Source organism: Marinobacter sp. KM021 (assembly GCF_050707965.1).
Taxonomy (GTDB): Bacteria; Pseudomonadota; Gammaproteobacteria; order Pseudomonadales; family Oleiphilaceae; genus Marinobacter; species Marinobacter shengliensis.
The window spans coordinates 3,777,530-3,792,863 of the sequence record NZ_CP136129.1 but is presented as its reverse complement, the minus strand read 5'-3'; the positions used below and the strand labels follow the sequence as shown (position 1 = coordinate 3,792,863).

Genomic DNA, 15,334 nt, shown 5'->3' with positions numbered 1-15,334 from the left:
ATCGGATGCGCGGGGCAGTGTTTACTGATACCCCCCGGCCGGTCAATGGGATCACTTGACCCCGGTCACTCCAGGGCAGTACGCCCGGTCAGGGACTGCCAGGCCTCATAAGTGCTCAGATAGACGTTACCACCGAGGTGCCGGATAAGCTCGGTACCCTTCAGCCGGTCCATCACCGGGCCTTTCACCTCCGACAGGTGCAACCGCACCCCGGCATCGGTCAGCCGCTCATTGATGGCTTCCAGGCTCTCCAGGGCCGACGCATCCACCAGGTTCACCGCCGGGCAGACCAGCACCAGGTCGGTCAGCTCCGGTTCCCGGGTGACCAGATCCATCACTCGCTCTTCAAGAAAGCGGGCATTGGCAAAGTAGAGGCTTTCATCCACCCGCAGGAAGGTCACTTTCGGGCACAGTTCCACGTCGTGGCGCAGAATGTTCCGGAAGTGTTCGGTGCCCGGCACCCGGCCCACCACGGCACTGTGGGGTCGGCTGGTGCGGTACAGAAACAGACCGATCGACAGGGCAACACCGGCAATGATTCCCGCCTCAACGCTGTGAACCAGAGTCAGCACAATGGTTGCCAGCATGGCGCCGAAATCCGTCCGTGAATACCGGAAGGTGCGGCCCAGCGCTGGCAGGTCGATCAGCGTGGCAACCGCCACGATGATCGTGGCCGCCAACGTGGCCTGGGGCAGCCAGGCGATGGCCGGGGTCAGGAACAACGTGGCCAGGGCAATGCCGACCGCCGTATAAGCACCGGCCGCCGGAGTTTCCGCGCCGGCATCAAAGTTCACCACCGAACGGGAAAAGCCTCCGGTCACCGGCATCCCACCGGAGAGCCCGGAGCCCAGGTTCGCAGTGCCCAGGCCGATCAACTCCTGATCCGGATCGATTCTCTGGCGCCGTTTCGCCGCCAGGGTCTGGCCCACCGACACCGATTCCACAAACCCAACCACACTGATCAGCAGGGCACTGACCGCCAACTGCGACCAGATCGCCATATCCAGTGTGGGCATGGTAAATGAGGGCAATCCTGCCGGAACCTCGCCCACCAGGCGAACGCCTTTTTCGTCCAGATTCAGCCACCAGGCAATCAGCGTGGTCACCACCACCGCCAGAATCGGAGCGGTTTTGGTGATGATATCTGCGCTTCTGTTGGCCAGGCCCAGCCGGACCAGCAATGGCTTCAGAAATTCTCGGGACCACAGCAGGAATGCCAGCGCGCCAACCCCCACCAGCAAGGTAGGTATGTTGGTTTCCGGCAGGGATGCCAGCAAGGAGCCCGCAATTTCCCACAGGTTATGGCCCGAGGCCTGGATTCCAAACACGTGTTTGAGCTGACTCGCCGCAATCACGATACCCGAGGCCGTAATAAAACCGGAGATGACCGGATGGCTGAGGAAATTCGCCAGGAAGCCAAGCCGCATGATGCCCATCACCGTCAGCATCAGGCCGGACATCACCGCAATCAATACGGCACCGGCAATGTACTCCGGTGTTCCCATGTCCGCCAGCGGCGCCAGGGCCGCCGCCGTCATCAACGAGACCACCGCCACCGGGCCCACCGACAAGGTCCTGCTGGTGCCGAACACCGCATACACCACCAGCGGCAGAATACTGGCGTACAGCCCGACCTGCGCCGGCAACCCCGCCAGCAAAGCGTAAGCCAGCGACTGGGGAATCAGCATGACGGTCACAATCACCGCCGCGACCAGATCACTGGTCGCCTGATCACGGCTGTACTTTGGCGCCCATTGCAGAACAGGCAGGTAATGTTTGAGGTTCATGCCGGGCTCAGAACCGGTTAACCGGAACTTTCAGGTACACCTGGCCGTTATCCTCAGCCGGCGGCATGTGACCGGCGCGCATGTTCACCTGCACCGAAGGCAGGATGAGCCGGGGCATGTCCAGAGTGGCATCACGCTCGGTGCGCATTCTGACAAATTCGTCCTCTGAAATTCCCTCATGCACATGCACGTTGGCCTCGCGCTGTTCCGCGACCGTGGTCATGTGATGGTACTCATCGCGACCAGGCGCCTTGTAATCGTGGCACAGGAAAATCCGGGTCTCGGCCGGCAACGACAGTACCTTCTGGATTGACCGGTACAGGGTACGGGCATCACCACCCGGGAAGTCGCAGCGAGCGGTGCCGTAATCCGGCATAAACAGGGTGTCGCCAACGAAAGCGGCGTCGCCAATCACATAGGTCAGGCAAGCGGGAGTGTGGCCCGGGGTATGCAAAACCCGACCTTCAAGGTTGCCGATGGCGAAGGTATCTCCCTCTTCGAACAGCTGGTCAAACTGGCTGCCGTCACGAGCGAACTCCGTGCCGGCATTGAACGCTTTGCCAAAGATTTCCTGAACATCGACGATTTTCGCGCCAATACCTGTCTTGCCACCCAGTTTCTCGTGCAAGTACGGGGCAGCCGAAAGATGATCGGCGTGCACGTGGGTTTCCAGAATCCACTCTACGGTCAGGTTGTGGGCGCGAACGTACTGAATAATGTCGTCAGCCGAACGCACGTCGGTACGGCCTGCGGCGTAGTCGAAATCCAGCACGGAATCGAGGATGGCGCAAACCTGGCTGTCAGGGTCACGCACCACGTAACTGAACGTGTTGGTGGGCTCGTCGAAAAAATGCTGAACGATGGGCTGTGTCATGGTATTCACCTCTGAGATCTGCTGATCACTAATCTTATGATCTAAGAATATACCAAATGGATATATGAGGTGAAATGCTGTTTCCTTATATGCGTGATAATCCCGATGCATCGACCAGGCAGTCCCGACCACCCTGCTTGGCCTGGTACAACCGCTGGTCCGCAAGCCCAATCAATGCGTGGGGGCTGACCGGTTCCTCGGTAAGCTCCGCCACACAGACAGAACCAGCACTTACCGTGATCCCGAAAGTCTCACCACCAATCACAAACTTTTCCGCCCTGACGGCGTGCATGATTCGCTCCACCAATGGCTGAACATTCGCATCCGCCAATTCGGTGAAAACTACGAGAAATTCCTCGCCACCGTATCGGGAAACCACATCGGTATTCCGCGTGTTCGCGAGAAGCAGTTCGGCAAATCGCACCAACACCTGGTCCCCGGCCAGGTGGCCCAGGTTATCGTTAATCCGTTTAAAATGATCGATGTCAAACATCGCCAGGCAAAAACGTTCACCATGACGACTGCAGGTAGCCAGCACCTCATCCAGCCTGGGCATTAAGTAGCGACGGTTGTGAAGGCCGGTGAGAGGGTCACGAATCGACTGGTTCAGCAAGTCTTCCTCCAGACGATTGCGCTCAAGGGCACCGGACAAAAGCCCGGAGACAATGATCAGAAGGTCTGCCATGTCCTGCCGCCAAGGTCGCTGCGATAACGAATCAACGCCAAAAAAGCCCATTACCTGGCCACGTATCCAGATTGGCACGCAGAACATGGAAATCACGCCCTGCAACTCCAACAGGGCACGCTCGTTGTTGGCCTCGGGCGGCAACTGATTGACGTCTTCAATAAAAACCACCTGATTCTGGCTTTTCATCGCGTTGATTTGCGCTTGCCACCACTGGAATTCCTGAATGGCCACGCTTTGCTGATCCGCCATCAGGGAAGCCACCCCCGGCGCACACCATTCGTGGGTATTGGTCATCGTCAGGTGATCTTGCGAAAACCCATAGACATAGGCTCGATCAATGCCAAAAAAACCGCCAATGGAGCGGAGCAACTCGTCGATACACTCGTCGATCGAACCAAATCCAAGCTGGATAAATTCTCCGGACAACCGGGCAATCAGCTTCTGAAAACCCGCCTGAAACTGGAACTCCGCTTCGCTGTCCCGCAGGGTCTGCTCCAGTTCTTTGTAGTGCTGGATGTTGTGGAACTGACCATACCAGATGGTACTGCCATCGGGTTGGCGCTCCGGCACCGAATGGGCCTCAAACCACTGATACTGGCCATCCAGCAACTTCAGACGCGCCCGGTAACACCAGGGCTCCAGAGTCTGCGCCGAGTGCACAATACTGTTGGCCACCCCGGTCGCGTCCTCCGGGTGAATTACCGAGAATACTGCTCTGGCGTCTTCGTTAAGCAGGGCGGGTTCAATGCCGAACAGGTCCTGTACCTGATCACTGACATAGGGGTAACGGTGGGACTGACCATCCGGGCTGAGCCAATAGGTAAACAGGATTCCCGGAACTCCTGATGCCAATTTCCGGAAGAAATGAGCCGGCATTCGGTCTGGCTGGCCTGCCCCATAATTGCTCGCCATGAATGACCTGTCTCCCTAGCATTTGCACTCTTACGTAATGACGAGTGTAGCCCAGCCAGACAGGCGCGGCGACCAGCAATCACAGATTATTCAGGCGAGCCTGCGCCTCTGCCCGGCGCCCCTGGTCAGCCACCGCGCGGCCTGGCCTGTCGGGTGCCGCCAACACTTTTTCAAGATAAATACGGGCACGTTGGGGCTCGCCCTGATCCAGCAGAAAATCCCCGAAGAAGTAATTGGCATCAATACCGTCGGGATTGATGGCCAGCGACTTTTGCAGGTACTTCCGCGCCTTGCCATCATCCCCGAACCCCAGCGGCCAGCCCGGCACCTGATAGTACAGACTGCCGAGCGACGTGTAAGCGGAGCCATCCAACGCCTCCGGGTCGATGTCGAGGGCCGCTTCCAGTGAGGCCCGGGCTTGCTTTACCAGCCCGAGGGCGCCGAGGCCGCCTTTGGCACCGGCGTAGGTGCTGAGCACAATACCCTGCCAGATCAGCGGTTCGGCACGGCCCGGGTAGCGGCCAACAAAGGCTTCGGCCTCAGCGGCCAGCTTCTCGAATGCTTTCTCTTTGTCCCTGTCCTGAACCTGATATTGAATTTCAGCCCAGCGCTGCTGGATTTGCGCCAGCTCAATTTCAACATCCTGCGCCCACAGTGGCATAGCCGCCACAGAGACCAGCACCAGAATCATCCACTTCATCACACCACTCCTGAATCCAGAAAGCGCCGGATTACCGGCAGTTGTTTCAACATGGCTTTATCCACAATCTTCGGCAGGATGCCGTTGAGTACCACAAACAGTTTTTCCGGCCAGCCTAGAAAACGCCGGCGCTCATCTTTTTCCATGGCTTGAAGAATCTGGGCTGCGACGGCTTCCGGTGCGTCCATGGCATTGCCCAGGGCACGGTTCAGCTCGTTCACCGGCGCCGGGTTCATGGCTGTGGCGGTGGCTCTGGGCGCCACATACACCACCTGTACCGGGGTATCCGCCAGCTCCCGGCGCAGGGCTTCGCTGAAGCCGCGCAGGCCGAACTTGCTGGCGCAATAGGCGGTGTAGCCGGGAAATCCGATACTGCCAAAGGTGGAGCCGACAAACACCAGCGCGCCCATCCCTGCTTTGCGGAAACGAGGCGCAAAATGCCGGGCCACCAGCATGGCGGAACGCAGGTTGACCATAAGCTGGGCATCCAGGTCACTGACCGCCATGGTATCCAGCGCCGCAAACCGGTTCTGGCCGGCGCAATGAATCACCCCATCAATATCGGGATACACCTTGCTCAACTGTTGCAGCTGTTGATCCAGCTTCGGGCTGGCCAGCTCCAGGTGCACCGGAGAAACGCCCGCACGCTTTTCCAGCCGCTCCGGATGCCGGGTAGCGACGATCACCCGGGCACCGCATTCCACCAGCGGCCCGATCAGGGCCTGGCCAATGCCGCCGGTGCCGCCCAGCAGCAAAAAGGTACGGTCATGCAGCCTCATGGCGCTGCTCCTTGCCACGTGCCGGCAGCGGAATGCTGTGCAGCATATCGCCGTACAGGCGGTACACCATGCGTGCAGCCTCAATAATGGCCTGTTGGTCGTCCGGGTCGGTGATGTCGTTCATCAGGTTGCGGAAGAACTCGAAGTGTTCCTGGTCCAGGGCGCCGTGGGAGTATAGGTAGCTAAACGCCTGGTCCGGCAGGCCCAGCTGCTTCTGGACGGCTTCACCCAGCGGCGTGGCCAGCTCAATGGAAGTGCCTTCCAGTACCTGAACCATGCCAAAAAACGCCGCCGGGTTACCCCGCTGGATGCGGTCATACAGGTAGGCCACCATCAACTCGATGGAGGTATCGGGCTGGCCATCGCGAATGGTTTCCTTGTCTTCACCGCAGGCTTCAAGATCGTTGAGGATCCACTCATGGTGGCCGTATTCTTCCTCGATGTATTCCACCAGCGCCTTACGCACGAACTCCAGCCGCTCGGGCAGCCGGCCACCGCAGGCCATCATCAGCGGTACCGTGTGTTTGACGTGGTGGTAGGCCTGTGTCAGGAACCAGGTGTATCCGTCAAGATCAAAGCGACCCTCACGGATAGCCTGAATCACCGGGGCTCCAGTGACATGGGCCCGGGCCTGTTCGGTTTCGGATTGCAGTCGGTCAAAAAATGCCATGTTGGAGTCTCCTGGCGTTGAAAACTGGGTAGTTACGGGTTGTGAAGAGGCGCTTGATGGCGCCGAGAGGTTCATGAACAGGGGGAAGCCTTCCGCCAAAAGCATGGGCAGGTCGGCCTGAATCTGGTGCCGCACCGGGCGGCCGTTGGCGGTGATATGCCCTTCGGCCTGAGTGAGCGGTTGCCGGCGCAGGTATACCGCCTGCAGGCGGGCATAGTCGGGCAATCCGGCATTGAGCTGCGCCAGGGCCTGACGCACAGCCTCGGGGCTACGACCATCCCGGATGACCAACAGGGCCAGGGGCTGGGGCTCTCCGTCACCGAACACCACGGCCTGGGTAGCGCCCACGGCCTGTATCAGCTCGCTTTCCAGCCATTCCGGGCTGATGTTACGGCCGAAACTGGTAATGATCAGGTTCTTGGCCCGGCCGTTAACGCCCAGGAATCCGCCCGGGCCTGTGGCTCCAAGATCGCCGGTGTCCAACCAGCCATCATGCTCCGGCTCATCTCCCAGGTAACCCAGGTGGGTATTGCCCTGCACCAGAATCCGCTGGTCGCTATCCACACGAACCTGCACGTGATTCAGCGGCAGGCCTACGGTGCCCTCGCACTCGCAACCCGGCGCATTCAGCGCCACCACCGAGCCACACTCAGACAAGCCATAGCCTTCGTACAGCGGCAAACCAGCCGCCCGGCCCCGAGCCAGCAAATCCGTCGATACCCGGCCGCCACCAACAGCCAGGAAGCGGAAACCGCCAGCCAACAATTGGCCCTGCTCAGCGGCATTGACCAGCGCCATCGCAAGCTCTGGCACCAGAATCACTGAATGCGGCTGAAACCGGTTAAGGGCGAGGGCAAGCTGGCCCACGTCCAACCCGCTGCTGCCGGTCATGCCCAGGGTTTTCAGCGGCATAACCGTCACTGTGGCGCCTATCAGCAAGGGCAGGTAAACCCCGGCAATGTTTTCCAGCAGGGTGGCCAGCGGCAGGATGCACAGGTGCTTCTGCAGATCCACACCCTCGAGCCGTTGCTGCAGGGCACACGCGGTAGCGACCATTTGCCCGGCAGACAGGCATACGCCCTTCGGCGTGCCGGTGCTGCCGGAGGTGAAGGTGATCTTTGCGGTTTGCTCCGGCATCCAGGCGGCTCCCGGAAAAACCGACAAACGGCGCAGCCAGACTCCCTGTCCAATGGTCTCCGCGTGTTCTGCCTCAGCGCTGAATAGCAGGGCATCCAGCCCGGCCCGCTGGATCAGGTGCTCAGTCTGGCTGCTGGAAAAAAACACCGGCACCGGCACACACACCACCCCTGCCATCAGGCAGGCGAGATCGGCCACCACCCAGGCCGGCGTGTTGTCGCCACACAGCCCGATGCGTTTGACGCCCAGATTCCGCAGCTGTTCAGACACAGCCTGAGCCGCGAGCCACATCTGCTGGTAGGTTAATTCGTCATCCGGCCCGCGCAGGGCGATGTGATCCGGATACTGCTGTACGCGCCGGTACAACAGCTCAGGCAAGGCGACCATAGGCACCTCCCAAATCCGTCTGATGCTCGACCTCAGCCGCTGCAACCGGCTGCACCAGTTTCAAAAGTCCGGCTTCACGAAGCGCCGACATGCCATCGGCCACGCGAATGGTCATCACTACCGGGTGGTGGTCGTAGTAGCGGCCCCAGCCCGCACCGCCATCCGGCAGCCTTGAAGGGTCGGCATCTGCCAGCACCTGGGTAGCAATACCCAGGCGATGAAAGCTGTTGCGCAGCTGGTCGGTGCCGGTGCACACCACCCAGTCATAGCCCGCCGCATCCAGCCACACCGAAAGAGAAGCAAACAGATAACGGCTGACGCCGGCTTCCACCCCGGCCAGGTGGGCAATTTCGGCAATGCGGCGGCGTTCGGTGCCGAGTTCGGGCATCAGCGTTTGTACTGGCACCGACAGGTAATCCTCCAGGAACAGTGTGTCGTCGCCGGCATTACGTACACCCACCGCCGCCATCAGGCTGCCCTGAGCCGTGGTCAGCGCAAGCAGGGAGGGAATTCGCAAATTCGGCTCGGCTCCGTAGGCCTGCAGAAAACGGCGACGGATAAACGCCGCCACCGTTGCTGCCATGGCACTGTGCGGTGTGATTTCGCTGAACCAGCGGCCGGCACAACGCAGCACGGGCAAAACTTCCGGGGAGTCTGGCGGGCAGCAGGTGGACATCGTCAGCGGGTCAGTCATCGGGGTTCTCCAACAGCCGGGCAAGGCCCATGGGTTACAACTGTCAGAGTATTGTCAGAGCCTTAAACCTCCCTTAAGACGACACGCAAGAATTCTTTAGCTCGGCTTAAGGTTTCTGTGGCAAACTCGTTTTCAGATATCAGAACGGGGCTCGTGAATGCGCATACTGTTGGTGGAAGATGACCACTCCCTTGCCCGCACCATGCTCAATATGCTGCGGGAAGACCAGAACACGGTGGACTGGCTGGATGATGGCCAGCAGGCCCTGAATGCCCTGCTGCAGGAACACTTTGACTTGGCCATTCTGGACCTGACCCTGCCGCGGATGGACGGCCTGGACATTGTCCGGAACATCCGCCAGCAGGGTAACCAAACCCCGGTCATCATCCTCACTGCACGGGCAGATCTGAACGAAAAGCTCCAGGGACTCGACGCCGGGGCCGATGACTACCTGACCAAACCCTTCGCCATGGCCGAACTGAAAGCCCGGATTCGAGCGGTGACCCGCCGTGGTGCCGCAACCAGCCCCTCCACGGGGCTGACGGTAGGGCGCCTGACCCTGAATCCGGAGAACGGCCATTTGATCGTTGACGGCGAATCCATCACCTTGCCCCGCAGCGAGTTCCAGATTCTGCATTACCTGATGCGCAACCCGGACCAGGTGGCTACCCGGCGCCGGCTGGAGGAACAGCTTTACGGCTGGGAGGCGGGGGCGGAGAGCAATGCCCTGGAGGTGCATATCCATCATCTGCGCCGACGGATTGGCAAGGCAGCCATCCGAACCGTACGGGGTGTAGGCTACCTACTCGACAGCCAGGCCGCCGCGGAGCCCGCATGTCTCTGACCCGTACCTTGACTCTGCTGGTTACATCCGCCGTGCTGCTGATCGCCCTGATCGCCGCCGGCTGGAGCTATGTTGAGAGTAACCACGAGTTGGAAGAACTGTTCGACGCGGAGCTGGCCCAAAGCACCCGGATCGTGCAGGGGCTGATCCGGCACCTGGCCGACAGCCAATCACTGGAACAGCTTTCTGACACCCTTGAAGAAACCCTGCAGCTTCCCGGGCTTGGCCTGACCGAAGCAGAGCTTGAGTCAGACCGGGATGAGATCCTGCCGGATGGAGCCGGCCACAAGTACGAGAAAAAACTGGCTTTTGAGGTTTGGACTCCCGGAGGCTCCCCGTTGCTGGACACCTTGAATGCCGACGATTCTTTAGGCCTTACACCCGGCTATACCTGGGCCGAATCTACCGGTTATCGGTGGCGCACCTTTACCCTGCAGGACCCGGACACCGGATTCTGGATACGCGCCGCGCAACGTGAGGATATCCGCGAAGAACTGAGCCAGGAGTTGGCGCTGGGCAATATCCTGCCTCTATTGCTGGCCCTGCCATTGCTGGCATTAGCGGTAATAGCCGCCATACAGATCAGTTTCCGCCCCCTGCGCCGGCTGGAAAAGCCCGTTCGCAACATGGCCCCGGAACGCATCCACCCCCTGGACGACCGGCAGGCTCCCAAGGAAGTTGCCGGGCTGGTTCAGGCCGTCAACGGTTTGCTGAAACGGCTAAACCAGGCACTGGAGCGTGAGCGCCGGTTCTCCGCCGACGCCGCCCACGAGCTACGCACACCGCTGACCGTGCTTCGGCTGAACCTGGAAAAAGCCTGCGAGCAAAACCCCGAACAATTCAGCGAACTGATCGGTGCCGTGGACAGGATGGTTCACCTGGTAGAACAGATGTTGCTACTGAGCCGGGTAGACGCGGGCACCGACTCAATGCCGGACATTCACAACCTGCCAGAATTGCTGGAACAGAGCATCGCGGATATTGCCCCGCTGGCCCTGAAAAAGCACATCGAGCCGGAACTGGATGATAAAACCAGCGGCAATGGCCTGGTTCGATGCCACAGCACGTTGATCAACACCCTGATGCGTACCGTGCTGGCTAATGCCATCCAGTACAGCCCAGCACATACCGTGATTTCCATCCAGCTGGTGCCGGCGGGCGAAGGTTATGCCATTTCGGTATGCGACCAGGGACCAGGCATACCCTCAAAGGAGCGGGAGCGCGCTCTGAGCAGGTTTGTAAGACTGGATCAACGCGCAGGTGGCGGAGCGGGCTTGGGCCTGGCGATTGCCCGACGTATTGCTGAACTCCATGGCGGCCAGTTGACGCTGTTAGATAGAGCAGATGGACACCCCGGACTCTGTGTACACGTTTGGCTGCCTGCCTCAAGCGACCTCATTCACACGCCGTCCTGACTCTGTCACTTTCTCCCGACCAGCAAACGTCCGTACAAGGCAGCACTTCATGGCGCTCTAAAGTACAATGGCGCTTTGGCTCAAACATGGAGGCGCCCTTTGCCCCTTAGGTCACGCGTTGCCCATGAATGGCAAGCCTTCTGGCTGGCTATCGGCTTCCTTACACGCATCCCCATGCTCGTGCGGATTGACTACTCCCAGCGCCTCATGAATCAGAGCAGCACCTATTTTCCCCTAGTGGGCCTTCTGCTCGGATTGGTCTATTGCGCCGCCTTCTTTCTGTTTTCACTGATCGCCAGCCCAGTGGTCGCCATTATCCTGGTGGTTATTCTGCACCTGTTTATCACCGGAGCTTTTCACGAGGACGGTCTGGCGGACAGTGTTGACGCTCTCGGCGGGGGTTATACCTTAGAAAAACGGCTGGCGATCATGAAGGACAGCCGCATTGGTACCTATGGCACGGTGGCGCTGGTGATGGCCTTGCTGCTAAAAGTGGCCCTGCTGGCCGATGCCCAATTGATCTGGCTCGCGTTGCTGGTGTCACCTGCGGTTTCCCGCCTGACACCCTTGGTGTTGATGGCTTGCCTGCCCTATGTCACCGATCCTGACAAAAGCAAATCCAAACCGGTGGCGGACGGTTTCTCCCGCAGCCGGTTGTTGGCGGCGGCCGGCTTTGTAATGTTGCTTACAGCGGGGTTATCACTCTGGCAGCCGTTGCTTATTCCCGCGACCGTCACTGCCGTACTTCTGGCTGCCCTGCTCTGGGGAGGCTATCTGCGCAGGCAGCTTGGCGGCTATACAGGCGATACCCTGGGCGCGGCCGTCGTCTTAAGTGAACTGGTGCTATTGCTGTTTCTGTAGTCTCAGGCGGTCATTGATTCTGGGCAATGCTCAGTTATCCACCGTGAATGACACTATCCGGGAAAGCTGACTGATGGGCATCCCGGTTTCTTCATGCCAGCGATTAAATGCCTCCTGGGCCTGGGTGAGCCCTTTCTTGCTGGCAGGAGACGCATCCAGAATGCCTGCACGGGTCAGTGCGGTCACCACATCGTGAGACAGGATAAAGCCATCCCACCCCACCCGGCGCAGGAAATACTGGGCGGAATTACCCCCCAGACGCTCGCCATTGCGTTTCAGGTACAGCAGCAGCCCCACCTGATCGGTTGACGGCCACTGCGCCAGAAACCGGCCAAAGCTACCATGATCTTTCGCCACATCCATGATCATCCGGGCATTCTCCGGAACCGTGCGGATCTTCTGCATGTTACGAACAATCCGCTCGTCTGTTGCCAGCCGCTCCAGGACTTCCGGCGGGACCTGCTGCCAGTAGGCGGGCACAAACCCTTCGAACGCCGCCTCAAAATCCGGCCATTTATTCTCGATCACCCGCCAGACAAACCCGGCCTTGAAAATGCACCGGGTGATCTCGGAAAGGTAACGGTCGTCGCTGATCTTGGCCAGGCGCTGCTTCTCGGTGACCGGTGGCAGCATGGATTTCAGGGCCTGTTCGCCGCCTTTGCGGGCCAGTGCCTGCTGGTAGAGCTCGGAAAATTTCATTTCACCTCCTGACCAGAAGCCCCAAATCGAGTCTGATCGTACCCAATTCAGGACCTGTGAGGAAAACGATCATGTTCTTTTTCGGTGCCCTTCACTTGCCGGCGAGGTAACTTGCCAGACGCTGATGCTCAAGAGGCTGACCCCAGCCATTGCCATGCACCAGCTCTTCCAGCGGCAGCCGTGAACGCCAGCCTTTGGCCTGCAGCTCCGGCTGTTCCAGAAACTCGCTGACATACCCCAGGCACAGATACGCAAGAGGGTATACGTGATCTGGCAGCTGCAGGATGTCAGACAGTATTCCCTGATCCAGAATACTGACCCAGCCCACACCAATACCCTCTGCTCGCGCCGCCAGCCACAGGTTTTGTACCGACAGGCAGGTGCTGAACAGATCCATTTCCATGATGGAGTTACGGCCGAGCACATGGGGCCCGCCGCGGGTCCGGTCACAGGTAATGCATAGATTAATCGGACTCTCCAGAATGCCCTGGAGTTTGAGTGTCCGGTAGGTTTGCTGTCGCTCGCCGGTGTAATTTTCCGAGGCTTTTGTGTTTTCCTGATTGAAGCTGGCCAGCACCTGCCCGCGCACCGCCAGGCTGTCGATAACGATGAAATCCCAGGGCTGCATGAAGCCCACTGACGGCGCATGGTGGGCTGCCCTCAGAATACGGGCCAGCACCTCATCCGGAATGGCATCCGGCAAAAACTGCGAGCGCACATCCCGACGCTCGAAGATGGCCCGGTAGAGCCCCTCACGTTGGGCATCCGTGAATGGGTCGTTCTGGTTGCTCATAACTGCAACAGGCTCCTTAACCGGTCCGTGTCCAGGCACTGTTCCACCTGATCTGCCAGGCGGTCGAGCTGCTGCAGACGGTGACTCTGATAGTCCACTGACCGCGCATTCTGTGTATTTAGACCGGCCCAGCACAGAATGGCATCGCAGGCGGCAGGCTCATCAAAGAGACCGTGCACATAGGTGCCCGCCATCTGACCGTCGGCGCTGACCGCACCATCCGGTCGACCATCAAGCTCCGCAAAAGGCCTGGCCAGCGCTGAGCCCTCGGTGACTCCGTTGTGCATTTCATAGCCGGTCATTGTCGCCGTAACACCACTTTCAGTAACCTCGGGGGATAGTCTACCGGTCACTTGTCTGAGCTGCTTACCCGATACCATGCGGGTGACCATCTCGAACAGTGCCAGGCCCTCGGTATTGCCAACTTCGCCTTCCAGCCCGTCCGGGTCTTCCACCCGAAGTCCCAGCATCTGGAATCCGCCACAGATACCCAGCAGCTTGCCACCATAGCGCAGGTGTTTCTGGATGGCCTCGGGCCAGCCCTGCTGTTTCAGCCACTGCAGGTCGTGGCGGGTACTTTTGCTGCCGGGCAGGATAATCAGGTCCGCCGGCGGAATGGTCTCATCCGGGCCAACGAAAACAAGGTCTACCCCCGGGTGCAATCGCAACGGATCAAAATCGTTGTGGTTGCTGATCCTGGGCAGTACCGGCACCACCACTTTCAAGGCGCCGGCCTCGCTGGTGCCGGCGGCACTGACACTGTCTTCGGAATCTATCACCAACCCGTGCAGGTAGGGCAAGACCCCGAACACCGGCTTGCCAGTGTGTTCGGCGAGCCAGTCCAGCCCGGGCTCCAACAGCGCAATGTCACCCCGGAACCGATTGATGATAAATCCGGCCGTTCTGGCTTGTTCACTGTCGGAGATCAACGCCAGGGTGCCCACCAACTGGGCGAAAACCCCGCCTTTATCGATATCACCCACCAGCAACACCGGGCAATCGGCGGCCTCAGCAAACCCCATGTTGGCAATGTCGTTGGCCCGCAGGTTAATTTCAGCCGGGCTGCCAGCGCCTTCGGCGATGACCACATCGAAGCGGGCGCTCAGAGCCCGCCAGCTTGCCATCACCGAATTCATCGCCTCAGCTTTGTAGGCGTGGTAATCCAGGGCATCCATATTGCCATGAACCTTGCCCCGTAATATCACCTGGGCCCCGCAATCGCTCTGGGGCTTCAGTAACACCGGGTTCATGTCACTGTGGGGCTCCAGTCCACAGGCCAGTGCCTGCAACGCCGTGGAGCGGCCGATTTCGCCACCATCCACGGTAACCGCACTGTTCAGGGCCATGTTCTGGGGTTTGAACGGTGCCACCGATACCCCCTGACGCGCCAGCCAGCGGCACAGGGCCGCCACCACCGTGGTCTTGCCAGCATCCGAGGTGGTGCCCTGCACCATCAGGGTGGGCATTTACAGCTCCACGCCCTTCTGGGCCTTGATGCCCTGATCCTTGAAGGCGTGCTTGACCACACCCATTTCGGTCACGGTGTCGGCCAGGTCGATCAGTTCCTGGGGAGCACCACGGCCGGTGACCACCACATGCTGCATCTCCGGCCGGGCCTGCAGGTCATCCAGCACCCGGTCCAGATCGATGTAGTCGTACTTCAGCGCGATATTCAGTTCGTCCAGCAGAATCAGGTCATAGCTGTCGTCTTTGAGCATGTCAGCTGCGATATTCCACGCTTCAGTCGCACTCTGCACATCCTGTTCCCGGTTCTGGGTGTCCCAGGTGTAGCCCTGTCCCATCACGTGGTAGGTCACGTTCGGCAGGCTCCGGAAGAACGCTTCCTCGCCGGTGCTGAAAGCGCCCTTGATAAACTGGACGATGCCCACTTTCATACCATGGCCCAGGGCCCGGGCGACCATGCCGAAGCCGGAACTGCTCTTGCCTTTACCTGGGCCGGTCAGCACCAGCAACACGCTCTGTTCTTTCTGGGCGCGGGCGATACGTTCCTGCATGATTTTCTGTTTGGCGGCCATGCGCTTGGCATGGCGTTCGGGGTCTTTGGCGCGTTCACGCATGATGACTCTCCTTGGG

The 15,334-nt window shown here is 59.7% G+C and carries 14 protein-coding genes; 3 read left to right on the top strand and 11 right to left on the bottom strand.

What is annotated here, in order from left to right; translation table 11 throughout:
* Positions 1-65: 65 nt before the first annotated feature.
* The 7 genes from RVM24_RS17695 to RVM24_RS17665 form a co-directional block, all read right to left on the bottom strand.
* A complete protein-coding gene (locus tag RVM24_RS17695; RefSeq protein WP_374786472.1) occupies positions 66-1,787 on the bottom strand; it encodes a SulP family inorganic anion transporter in 1,722 nt (573 codons plus the stop codon).
* A 7-nt stretch (positions 1,788-1,794) separates the two neighbouring features.
* Positions 1,795-2,661, bottom strand: coding sequence for an MBL fold metallo-hydrolase (locus tag RVM24_RS17690; RefSeq protein ID WP_374813952.1), 867 nt, complete (start codon positions 2,659-2,661; stop codon positions 1,795-1,797).
* 85 nt (positions 2,662-2,746) lie between these two features.
* Positions 2,747-4,261 (bottom strand): sensor domain-containing diguanylate cyclase, encoded by a 1,515-nt coding sequence (locus RVM24_RS17685; RefSeq protein ID WP_106694289.1) that lies wholly within the window; start codon positions 4,259-4,261, stop codon positions 2,747-2,749.
* A 79-nt stretch (positions 4,262-4,340) separates the two neighbouring features.
* On the bottom strand, positions 4,341-4,961 hold the full coding sequence (locus tag RVM24_RS17680) for a tetratricopeptide repeat protein (RefSeq protein ID WP_061331213.1): 621 nt from the start codon (positions 4,959-4,961) through the stop codon (positions 4,341-4,343).
* Complete coding sequence (locus RVM24_RS17675; protein ID WP_061331214.1) at positions 4,961-5,740, bottom strand: SDR family oxidoreductase; 780 nt, start codon at positions 5,738-5,740, stop codon at positions 4,961-4,963. The genes RVM24_RS17680 and RVM24_RS17675 overlap by 1 nt, the downstream gene beginning before the upstream one ends.
* Entirely contained in the window at positions 5,727-7,934 is a 2,208-nt protein-coding gene (locus RVM24_RS17670; RefSeq protein WP_061331215.1) for an AMP-binding protein, read from the bottom strand. Before RVM24_RS17670 ends, RVM24_RS17675 begins: the two co-directional genes overlap by 14 nt.
* Positions 7,918-8,628, bottom strand: a complete 711-nt coding sequence (locus tag RVM24_RS17665; RefSeq protein WP_197463806.1) for a thermostable hemolysin — start codon at positions 8,626-8,628, stop codon at positions 7,918-7,920. The genes RVM24_RS17670 and RVM24_RS17665 overlap by 17 nt, the downstream gene beginning before the upstream one ends.
* Positions 8,629-8,785: 157 nt before the next feature.
* Here RVM24_RS17665 and RVM24_RS17660 point away from each other — a divergent pair, with 157 nt between their 5' ends.
* The 3 genes from RVM24_RS17660 (at position 8,786) to cobS (ending at position 11,748) form a co-directional block, all read left to right on the top strand.
* A complete protein-coding gene (locus RVM24_RS17660; protein WP_061331216.1) occupies positions 8,786-9,472 on the top strand; it encodes a response regulator transcription factor in 687 nt (228 codons plus the stop codon).
* Positions 9,463-10,887, top strand: coding sequence for an ATP-binding protein (locus RVM24_RS17655; protein ID WP_061331217.1), 1,425 nt, complete (start codon positions 9,463-9,465; stop codon positions 10,885-10,887). The genes RVM24_RS17660 and RVM24_RS17655 overlap by 10 nt, the downstream gene beginning before the upstream one ends.
* Before the next feature lie 99 nt (positions 10,888-10,986).
* Positions 10,987-11,748: an adenosylcobinamide-GDP ribazoletransferase gene (gene cobS, locus RVM24_RS17650; protein ID WP_082780509.1), complete on the top strand. Its 762-nt coding sequence runs from the start codon at positions 10,987-10,989 to the stop codon at positions 11,746-11,748.
* Between the two features lie 30 nt (positions 11,749-11,778).
* Here the strand turns inward: cobS and RVM24_RS17645 are convergent, their stop codons facing one another.
* The 4 genes from RVM24_RS17645 to cobO form a co-directional block, all read right to left on the bottom strand.
* A complete protein-coding gene (locus tag RVM24_RS17645) occupies positions 11,779-12,447 on the bottom strand; it encodes a DNA-3-methyladenine glycosylase I (protein WP_061331219.1) in 669 nt (222 codons plus the stop codon).
* 91 nt (positions 12,448-12,538) lie between these two features.
* The gene (gene bluB / locus RVM24_RS17640) at positions 12,539-13,240 is read right to left on the bottom strand and encodes a 5,6-dimethylbenzimidazole synthase (RefSeq protein ID WP_374786474.1); all 702 of its coding nucleotides are present in this window, start codon (positions 13,238-13,240) and stop codon (positions 12,539-12,541) included.
* Positions 13,237-14,706 (bottom strand): cobyric acid synthase, encoded by a 1,470-nt coding sequence (locus RVM24_RS17635; protein WP_230714106.1) that lies wholly within the window; start codon positions 14,704-14,706, stop codon positions 13,237-13,239. Before RVM24_RS17635 ends, bluB begins: the two co-directional genes overlap by 4 nt.
* Entirely contained in the window at positions 14,707-15,318 is a 612-nt protein-coding gene (gene cobO, locus RVM24_RS17630; RefSeq protein ID WP_286920657.1) for a cob(I)yrinic acid a,c-diamide adenosyltransferase, read from the bottom strand. It abuts the gene before it with no gap.
* Between the last annotated feature and the right edge of the window lie 16 nt (positions 15,319-15,334).

Bases quoted from the DNA above. Each gene is read 5' to 3' on its own strand.
- cobO (WP_286920657.1), bottom strand. From the start codon at position 15,318: ATGCGTGAACGCGCCAAAGACCCCGAACGCCATGCCAAGCGCATGGCC.
- RVM24_RS17660 (WP_061331216.1), top strand. From the start codon at position 8,786: ATGCGCATACTGTTGGTGGAAGATGACCACTCCCTTGCCCGCACCATG.
- RVM24_RS17670 (WP_061331215.1), bottom strand. From the start codon at position 7,934: ATGGTCGCCTTGCCTGAGCTGTTGTACCGGCGCGTACAGCAGTATCCG.
- RVM24_RS17675 (WP_061331214.1), bottom strand. From the start codon at position 5,740: ATGAGGCTGCATGACCGTACCTTTTTGCTGCTGGGCGGCACCGGCGGC.
- RVM24_RS17680 (WP_061331213.1), bottom strand. From the start codon at position 4,961: ATGAAGTGGATGATTCTGGTGCTGGTCTCTGTGGCGGCTATGCCACTG.
- RVM24_RS17690 (WP_374813952.1), bottom strand. From the start codon at position 2,661: ATGACACAGCCCATCGTTCAGCATTTTTTCGACGAGCCCACCAACACG.
- RVM24_RS17685 (WP_106694289.1), bottom strand. From the start codon at position 4,261: ATGGCGAGCAATTATGGGGCAGGCCAGCCAGACCGAATGCCGGCTCAT.
- RVM24_RS17635 (WP_230714106.1), bottom strand. From the start codon at position 14,706: ATGCCCACCCTGATGGTGCAGGGCACCACCTCGGATGCTGGCAAGACC.
- RVM24_RS17665 (WP_197463806.1), bottom strand. From the start codon at position 8,628: ATGACTGACCCGCTGACGATGTCCACCTGCTGCCCGCCAGACTCCCCG.
- RVM24_RS17655 (WP_061331217.1), top strand. From the start codon at position 9,463: ATGTCTCTGACCCGTACCTTGACTCTGCTGGTTACATCCGCCGTGCTG.
- RVM24_RS17645 (WP_061331219.1), bottom strand. From the start codon at position 12,447: ATGAAATTTTCCGAGCTCTACCAGCAGGCACTGGCCCGCAAAGGCGGC.
- RVM24_RS17695 (WP_374786472.1), bottom strand. From the start codon at position 1,787: ATGAACCTCAAACATTACCTGCCTGTTCTGCAATGGGCGCCAAAGTAC.
- bluB (WP_374786474.1), bottom strand. From the start codon at position 13,240: ATGAGCAACCAGAACGACCCATTCACGGATGCCCAACGTGAGGGGCTC.